The organism is Marisediminitalea sp., from assembly GCF_984433645.1.
Genome location: NZ_CFIDRX010000188.1, coordinates 1 through 8,307, shown reverse-complemented (window position 1 = coordinate 8,307; position 8,307 = coordinate 1). Strand labels below are relative to the sequence as shown.

The window sequence follows — 8,307 nt, the reverse complement described above, 5'->3', positions numbered from 1 at the left end:
AATAGTGCGCATTTATTGCGGAATGTGATGCTTTTGGACAGCCTGCTGTTAACAAAATGCAATGTGGCCAGGCAACCAAATCGTTAAGAGAAGAATAAAAACAAGGGAATTCAGAAAGAATGGAAAACACGCAGCAAATAGGCCAAGGTAAAGTGTATACGTTTACACTTTGAACTGGAATTTCATATTTGAATCAAATAAATCTCAAGCGCCGAAAGGCCGCTGCTAACATTTCTACAAAATTAGCCTTGTAGCTTTTATTTGTCGAAGAGCGGCTGCAACAGTATTTTCAGAAAACTCTTCGCCTAGTAGCAACGCTCATTTTCGCCGCGCAACCATTTTTGCCCATCCAGATAGAGGTTGTCCTGTAATACCAACTCATACCTTGACTGATTGCCGTTGGTATAGGTGAGCACAAGCACGCCGGATTGGTTTAGGTCTCCCAACGCTTGCCAGGTGCCTGAATTCCCGTCATTCATTGCGCCGCTGAAGCCATCCATACTGTATCCACCCGCATTGAAGGATGTAGCAAAACTCCCGTCACTGCACAGCCACATCTCGTGTTTCTCACGATAGCCTGAACCGGTGTAATAACGTGCGATGTAACGACCTCGCATGTATTGTTGCCAACCGCCAGCTTGCTCATTAACAGCGGGGTCGGCCGGCTCAAACACCGTTATGTCTGCTGTGATTGCTAAGGCAAGTTGCTTCAACTCTGCTGTCATGGAGGAGGCAAAAATAATGGTCGCCAGACTGAGCCCTTCCCGGAGTTCTCTGGCGGCGACATTCGCAGCGAGCGGCACAGCAGTGCCCATAACCAGATAATCGTTAACAACGGTATTGTCCTGAACATTTGGGGAAGCCTTTGGCTGCAGGTACATCCCTTCATCCAGTGGAATTGACCCGGCCATCATTGACTCAATTTGTGTCTGATTATAGGAATCGAACACCAACAACATGGAGGCCTCGCCATTCTCAGCATCCAGCACCAACGCGCCGGCCCCTTGTGGTAACCCTCCCTGCCAGCCAGACGGTATGGTTAAAGTAATTCCCAACGCAGAAGACGTGAGCTCTGTACCCCCGTTATAAAGTTGACCGGCGACAATTTCTTCACAGTGTAAATGCGGGCTAAATAAGGCAATCAGACTAAAGAAGAGTGGGATTCCCTGTTTCATAACGCTTCCTTGTTAATGACACTTTGATAAGTGTAGCAGGTAACGTGGCGGCATAAAAAAAGCCCGACAAGGTCGGGCTTCATAAAAACGATTTAGCGGCTTAGCGGAACAGCACTTTCTCTTTGTTGAACCAGTACACGCAGAAGAATAAAAGTCCTGCCGCAATAATGGCTGTAGAAGAGAAGATGGCGACCAGCTGGAAGTAATCCATAGTGCCTTTAATCAGTTCTTTAATGGCCAGTGCCACATTCGTTAGCGGTACCCAAGCCCAGCCGCCTTTAAGTTCAACGCCCGGCAACATGGCAAGTATAACCGGTACGATGACAGCGAACACCAGCGGTGTCATATACCCTTGTGCTTCTTTAAAGCTGCGGGCATAAATGGACAAACTGAGTAGCACCGCTGAGAAAATAGCAACGACAGGCACTAACATCAGGAACATCAGAATGAAGTCTATCGCGCCAATCGCACTCATAAACTCCGCCACTACTTTTAACGCCATACCCTGACTGAGTACCAGGCCCCACACGGCCATACTGCTCACCGTTATCAGGGCCGATGTAACGCCGGCAAAAGCAATGGTAAAGAACTTACCCAACACCAAGTGGTGCCTTTCGATGGGCGATATCAACAAGGTTTCCAGTGTGCCCCGCTCTTTCTCACCTGCACCTAAATCCGTTGCCGGGATCATGGCACCTTGTAAACACAGCATAAAAATAAAGTACGGGATCATACCGCCGATTTTTTCGCCCCAATTCTCGCGCTTGTCTGCCACATCCACTTTTTCGATAACAATGGGTTCAATAAGCGCGATTTGTTGTTGCTCATTTAAGCCTAATGTTTCAAACGCCTTTGCCTGGCTTTCTTCTGAAAACGCATCGACAATTTTATCCAGACGTTTACGTACCATGTTTAAACCAGCGTCATTAAGGTACAACTGCAGCTTTACCTGACCGTTTGCCAGCGCATCGTCACTAAAGTTGCTCGGGATAACCAGTACAAAATCGGCTTTCTCTGCTTTTACATAGGCCTTGATGTCGTCATCGTCGTTGATCAGCACTTCGTTGAACATATCAGATGTTGACAGTTCTTCGACCAATGCCGGCGCATACTGAGCGCCAATGACAGCGTAATCCAGCACTTTGTTTTCAGCTTTGTCGACGGCTTTACCACCGAAAAATACCACCAGACCGATTAATAGCGGGAACACCAGAATCGGTAGCGCAATCATAAAAAACAGGGTTTTGCGATCGCGTAACAGTTCTTTGATTTCTTTCAGCATTACCTTCCACATGTTATTCCCCTCCCTGTTCAATAATTCGCATAAATGCCTGGTGTAGTGAGCCGTCAGACTTGGCTTTGAATGCGTCAAAGGTATCTGAAAAATGGGTTTTGCCGTGATGGATAACCGTTACCCGGTCGCACAACTCGGAAACCTCATCGAGGTGGTGGGTGGAAAAAATAACCGGCACACCTTTCTCTTTTAACCGCTGAATAAAGTCCAACACGGTTTGTGCCGCCATAATATCCAGGCCGGTGGTAGGTTCGTCTAAGATAACCACTTTAGGGTCATGCACCACAGCGCGCGCTATAGCGGTTTTTTGCTTCATTCCGGTAGAGAAATTCTCACACTTTCGGTCCAGAAAGCTGTGCAAATCCAGTACATCGGCCAGTTCAGCAATTTTGGTGTCGATCTGGGCAGCAGACATTCCGTGCAACTGGCCGAAATAAGCAATGTTCTCTCGTCCGGTTAATCGACCGTACAAGCCGGTTGAGCCAGACAAAAAGCCGATCATTTTGCGCGCAATAACCGGGGTTTTTACTACATTTGTACCGTCGATGGTAATGTCGCCCGTATCTGGCGTAAGCGCCGTAGAGAGCATGCGCAGCGTCGTGGTCTTCCCAGCCCCATTAGGCCCGAGTAACCCCAACACTTCACCTGAAGAACAATGAAACGAGACATTCTCTACGGAATGAAAAAAACGCCCTTTCAATCGCGGATCTTTTTTCTCTTGTTCGCTGAGTTTTTTGGGGTTTTCCACCGTAAACTTCTTGGCAAGTTGAGAAATTTCTATCATGAGTTTTCCCTGTTGTTATCGTTATTGTCAGCAAAATAACCGTTGCTTTCTTTTTTAAATTCCAATGTTGAATGTGGCTAAGTGGCTCAATGTGAAAATTCGTTACACTTTTTCACTCCACCTCACCTCATATATCAGTATACTGACATTCAAATTACAATAATTCGATTAAATGTTACAAATTATAAGGAGTCACGGATGTCTGAAGTCACCAATCCAATTCAGGCTTGTAATGATATATTTTTCAAGCCGAATGGTGTGTTTAAAGCCGTAAACGAACACAATAACTGGTCGTGGGTACCGTTTTTAATTGTTACGGTGTTAAGTGTGTTACCAGGCTATCTGTTCATCAATTTTGTTGATTTTGCCTGGTACCAGGACATGCTCATCAACACCCAGTATGGCGATATGAGTCCTGCTGAGCAAAACCAGATCCGCTCAGGTATGGAGCAATCGGCAGTGCAAATGTTTATGCTGATTGGCGGTATTCTTGGCCCAATTGTCGTCAACGCCGTGGTAGCCCTTTACCTGCATTTAATGACCAAATCCGACGAACAAAACCTCAATGGCTTTACAGATTGGTACGGCTTTACCTGGTGGGCGAGTATGCCTGCAGTCATTAACGCACTGATTGCGATTGCGTTAATCGCGCTGTCGAGCGACCACCAAATCCTACCTACTGTTATTAGTCCCCTGTCGTTAGCGTACTGGGCGGATATTCAAATGTCTTCAGACTGGTTTGGTTTTGCCCAATCTATGCGTCTGGAAAGCCTGTGGACTATCTACCTTATTGCGGTGGGCATTGCGCAATGGACTAGCTTCTCAACGAAAAAATCCACCCTTATTGCCTGTGCACCATTTGCTTTAATCTGGGCAATTTGGTTTGTGATTAATTTGATGTAATCCGGCGACAAGTGCACAGAAACGGGCCCAGTATTAACTGCACGGCCCGTTTTTTATTTCCCAACCAAAGGTAATTGTAACGTAGGCTGTGCATTTGCAGACAGCGGGCGAAAATAATCGCGGTTTGCATAAAACGCGTCTGTTTGGCCTTCACTCCAGTCCGGCACCCCAAGCACAGGCAATGGCTTTAATACCTGTTTACTGCTCAACCCATCAAATTCCAACAGTCGTTGTTCGAGCGCCTGATCTGCTAACGCATATTGACGGGCTGTTGATGCAGCAATAAATTCATCGGGCACAACCACCGCCAGCCATTTAGCGGTTAATCCAATAAACGGATTGAGCAACATTTCATAGATTGCATGCCCGAAAATAAGCGGAAATACCTGCGCGCCCCAGACTTGCTGATATTCACAAAAGGCTCGCTGCCAATGGTGCTTTGCCAACGCTTCAAGCAAATTATTCCCCTGCTCAAGACAGGAAGCCGGCACCGCTAACACGACACCGCATTCATCGAAATGAGTCAGACGGTTTCGTCGAGGCGTACGAGGATGTGCGCCGAATGCCGTGATATCAGCAATATGAAAGTGATTCAACCGTTGTTTACTGTTCGGGAATTGCATCCAAATCATTGCATTGAAGGCATCATGCCAGTTGCGATCCCGCGTTGGTACCTGAGCGGCCTCAGCCACAATCGTCTCGTAATACCTCGGGTCATGCTCGAACTGCTGCGCTTCAACAAACTCAGGTACACGTCTTTCAGCCTGACTCGTAAATCCTTCTGCCAACTGATTTAGCTGGTTTATATCTGGCGTATCACTGATGTCCTTTACATTGAAATACTCAAACAAAACGCGAAGGGGTAAGGACAAAGAAGCACGGTGGCTCAATGATTGGTTGACTGCGACAGATTTCATGCTGAATGATTGGTTGTTGCGACCGATTTATCTATACTGGGTCGCTATTGTAATGCAATCAGAGATAATAATATGAAAAAAATCTTCCTGCCTCTGGTGATGTCTGGCTGCGCAATGATCGCTGCCTGTTCACCCGAGACCCCGACAGAAAAAAACAACTTTGATGATGTTTACGCGTCAATTACGCCGGAAAAAATTGCGCCTGCGCTAAAAACCCTGGCATCCGATGAATTTGAAGGCCGTTTACCCACCACAGAGGGCGAACGCAAAACGCTGGATTACCTGACAAAAGAATTCAAACGCATGGGCTTAAAGCCGGGTAATGGCGATAGCTATTTACAGGAAGTGGCCTTAATGGAAATCACCGCTGATCCCAATATGGTGATGACGATTGGCGATAATGAGTTTGTGTATAAAACAGATATGGTCGCGTCGTCAAAACGCGAGCAGTCTGTTGTGTCACTGGAAAATTCCGAGCTGGTATTTGTTGGATACGGTGTTAATGCCCCGGAGTACGACTGGAACGATTATGAAGGCTCGGATGTCACCGGCAAAACCGTAGTCATTCTGGTAAACGACCCTGGTTTTGAAAACCCTGAAAGCGGTAAATTCCAGGGCACCACCATGACCTACTACGGTCGCTGGAGCTACAAATACGAAGAAGCAAGCCGTCAAGGCGCAGCCGGCGCTATTATCGTTCACGAAACCGCCCCGGCCTCTTATGGATGGTCGGTGGTTGCAAATAGCTGGAGCGGCCCACAATACGGCCTGGTTAGCCCGGAAAAGGGCGCAAGTCGCGTAGCGGTCGAAGGATGGCTGACTCTGGAAGCCGCTACAAAAGTGTTTGCTGATGCAGGCCTCGATTTTTCTGCTGAGAAAGCCAAAGCGATGCAAGGTCCTTATTCAAAAGCACTTGGTCAAGCGATGACGGTTACCGTGAATAACACCTTTAAAGCATCGAAAAGTTACAACGTTTTGGCCTCCTTACCTGGCTCAGAAAAACCCGATGAACATGTGATTTACACCTCACACTGGGATCACCTAGGTAAAGACGAGAGCCTTGAAGGCGACCAAATCTACAACGGCGCCCATGACAATGCGACAGGGACAGCTGCCGCACTAGTGATGGCTGAAGCCTTTACCCAACTAACGCCAGCGCCCAAGCGTTCAATCTCATTCCTGATTGTCACGGCGGAAGAACAAGGCTTACTGGGTTCAAAGTACTACGCGGATAACCCGGTTATTCCATTGAATAAAACCGTTGCCAACATCAATATGGACGCCATGAACGTATTGGGTAAAACCAAAGATGTGGCGGTCATTGGTATGGGTAAATCGGATCTGGAGCAGGAACTGACTGTTGCAGCCCAGCGTCAGGGCCGCGTTCTGGCACAGGAAGACCGTCCTGAAGCCGGATATTACTACCGCTCAGATCACTTTAGCTTTGCTAAGGCGGGTGTACCTGCGCTATACGCGAAAGGTGGAAAAGAGCCGTTTGACGAAGCCACGGCAAAATACCGCAAACACATGAAAGTGGTGGTTACCGGGTGCTATCACCAGGTCTGTGACAAATTCCGCGATGGCTGGGATTTAAGTGGCATATCACAGGATACCCAATTACTTATGGAAGTGGGTTACATGGTAGCCAACAAAGAGGCCTGGCCAACCTGGAGTGAATCCAGCGAATTCCAGCGTCCCTAACAACTGTTTTGGCGGTTGTGCTCCACGCTGAGCACAACCGCTTCCCTCCCCTTTATTTGCGCTACTTTCACACAGCATTCACGCTACCCGGGCTATCCTGCTTATTTTTTATACTTAATAGCGAATTAATCAAAGATTAAGCTTGCATTTTTATCTCATGCTGGCACATTCAGTACTCGCGAGTGAAAAGGTTTTATCCTGCAAAAAAATAATCCACCGCTGTATATCAATTCGAGCACCGACAGAAAACATTATCCTTTAACTATGTGACAAGAGAGAACGCTTCCTATGTGTGGTATTTTCGGTATCTTAGATATCAAAACCGATGTGTCTGAACTCAGAACCCAAGCACTTGAATTAACCAAAACGCTGCGTCACCGTGGCCCTGACTGGTCGGGTATCTGGAATAATGACAATACCATCTTGTGTCACGAGCGTTTAGCTATCGTCGATGTCGACACTGGCGCACAACCGCTTATCAGCGATAACGGTCAGCAAATCCTGGCGGTTAACGGTGAAATCTACAACCACAAGCAGTTGGCTAAAGATTTGGCTACCCCATACAACTTTAAAACCCGTTCTGATTGCGAGGTGATTTTACCTCTGTATCAACAACGCGGTGTAGAGTTTATTGACGATTTACAAGGCATGTTTGCCTTCGTTCTTTATGACGAAGCGCAGGATTCCTACCTGATTGCCCGTGACCATATTGGTATTATCCCGCTATATACAGGTTACGACGAGCACGGTAATTTCTACGTAGCATCAGAAATGAAAGCCCTGGCGCCTGTGTGTAAAACAATCAGTGAATTCCCTCCAGGCCACTACATGTGGAGCAAAACCGGCGAATTAGTGAAATACTACAAACGCGACTGGATGGAGTACGATGCCGTTAAAGATAACGAAACCAGCATCGACGACCTTCGCGAAGCGTTTGAAAAAGCCGTAAAATCTCACCTGATGTCAGACGTGCCTTACGCCGTACTGTTGTCGGGTGGTTTGGATTCATCACTGGTGTCTGCCGTTGCGGCTAAATACGTTGCTAAGCGCGTTGAAGATGAAGACAAGTCTGATGCCTGGTGGCCACGTCTGCACTCGTTTGCAGTAGGCCTTGAAGGCGCACCTGACTTGCTGGCTGCCAAAAAAGTAGCCGACATGATTGGTACCGTGCATCACGAGATCCACTTCACCATTCAGGAAGGTCTGGATGCGATCCGCGACGTTATTTACCATCTGGAAACCTACGACACGACAACTATCCGTGCCGCTACGCCTATGTACCTGATGACCCGCAAGATCAAAGCAATGGGTATCAAAATGGTACTGTCTGGCGAAGGTTCAGATGAAATCTTTGGTGGTTACCTGTATTTCCACAAAGCGCCGAATGCCAAAGAATTCCACGAAGAAACCGTGCGTAAGCTTGACCGCCTGCACATGTTTGACTGTGCACGTGCCAACAAAGCCACGTCAGCATGGGGTGTAGAAGCACGTGTACCGTTCCTGGACAAAGAGTTCATGGACGTTGCCATGCGC

Annotated in this window: 7 protein-coding genes; 3 read left to right on the top strand and 4 right to left on the bottom strand. The window is 47.5% G+C overall.

The window, feature by feature from the left end:
• Nucleotides 1-305 precede the first annotated feature (305 nt).
• The 3 genes from AC4MRN_RS17740 to AC4MRN_RS17730 all read right to left on the bottom strand — a co-directional run bounded on the left by AC4MRN_RS17740 (nt 306) and on the right by AC4MRN_RS17730 (nt 3,253).
• Nucleotides 306-1,175, bottom strand: a complete 870-nt coding sequence (locus AC4MRN_RS17740; RefSeq protein WP_073325078.1) for a hypothetical protein — start codon at nt 1,173-1,175, stop codon at nt 306-308.
• Nucleotides 1,176-1,275: 100 nt separating this feature from the next.
• On the bottom strand, nt 1,276-2,469 hold the full coding sequence (locus AC4MRN_RS17735; RefSeq protein WP_073325079.1) for an ABC transporter permease: 1,194 nt from the start codon (nt 2,467-2,469) through the stop codon (nt 1,276-1,278).
• 1 nt (nt 2,470) lies between these two features.
• Nucleotides 2,471-3,253 (bottom strand): ABC transporter ATP-binding protein, encoded by a 783-nt coding sequence (locus tag AC4MRN_RS17730; protein WP_491204024.1) that lies wholly within the window; start codon nt 3,251-3,253, stop codon nt 2,471-2,473.
• Nucleotides 3,254-3,451: 198 nt separating this feature from the next.
• Between AC4MRN_RS17730 and AC4MRN_RS17725 the strand changes: the two genes are divergently transcribed.
• On the top strand, nt 3,452-4,156 hold the full coding sequence (locus AC4MRN_RS17725) for a Yip1 family protein (RefSeq protein ID WP_491204023.1): 705 nt from the start codon (nt 3,452-3,454) through the stop codon (nt 4,154-4,156).
• 53 nt (nt 4,157-4,209) lie between these two features.
• On the opposite strand, the gene AC4MRN_RS17720 is transcribed toward AC4MRN_RS17725, so the two are convergent.
• Nucleotides 4,210-5,073 carry a DUF3025 domain-containing protein gene (locus AC4MRN_RS17720; RefSeq protein WP_491204022.1) on the bottom strand — a complete coding sequence of 288 codons (864 nt, stop codon included), beginning with the start codon at nt 5,071-5,073 and terminating at the stop codon, nt 4,210-4,212.
• 99 nt (nt 5,074-5,172) lie between these two features.
• On the opposite strand from AC4MRN_RS17720, the gene AC4MRN_RS17715 reads away from it, so the two are divergent.
• Nucleotides 5,173-6,774 (top strand): M28 family metallopeptidase, encoded by a 1,602-nt coding sequence (locus AC4MRN_RS17715; protein WP_491204025.1) that lies wholly within the window; start codon nt 5,173-5,175, stop codon nt 6,772-6,774.
• A 288-nt stretch (nt 6,775-7,062) separates the two neighbouring features.
• Nucleotides 7,063-8,307, top strand: a 1,245-nt coding sequence (asnB, locus tag AC4MRN_RS17710; RefSeq protein WP_491204021.1) for an asparagine synthase B, incomplete at its 3' end; no start/stop codon positions are given.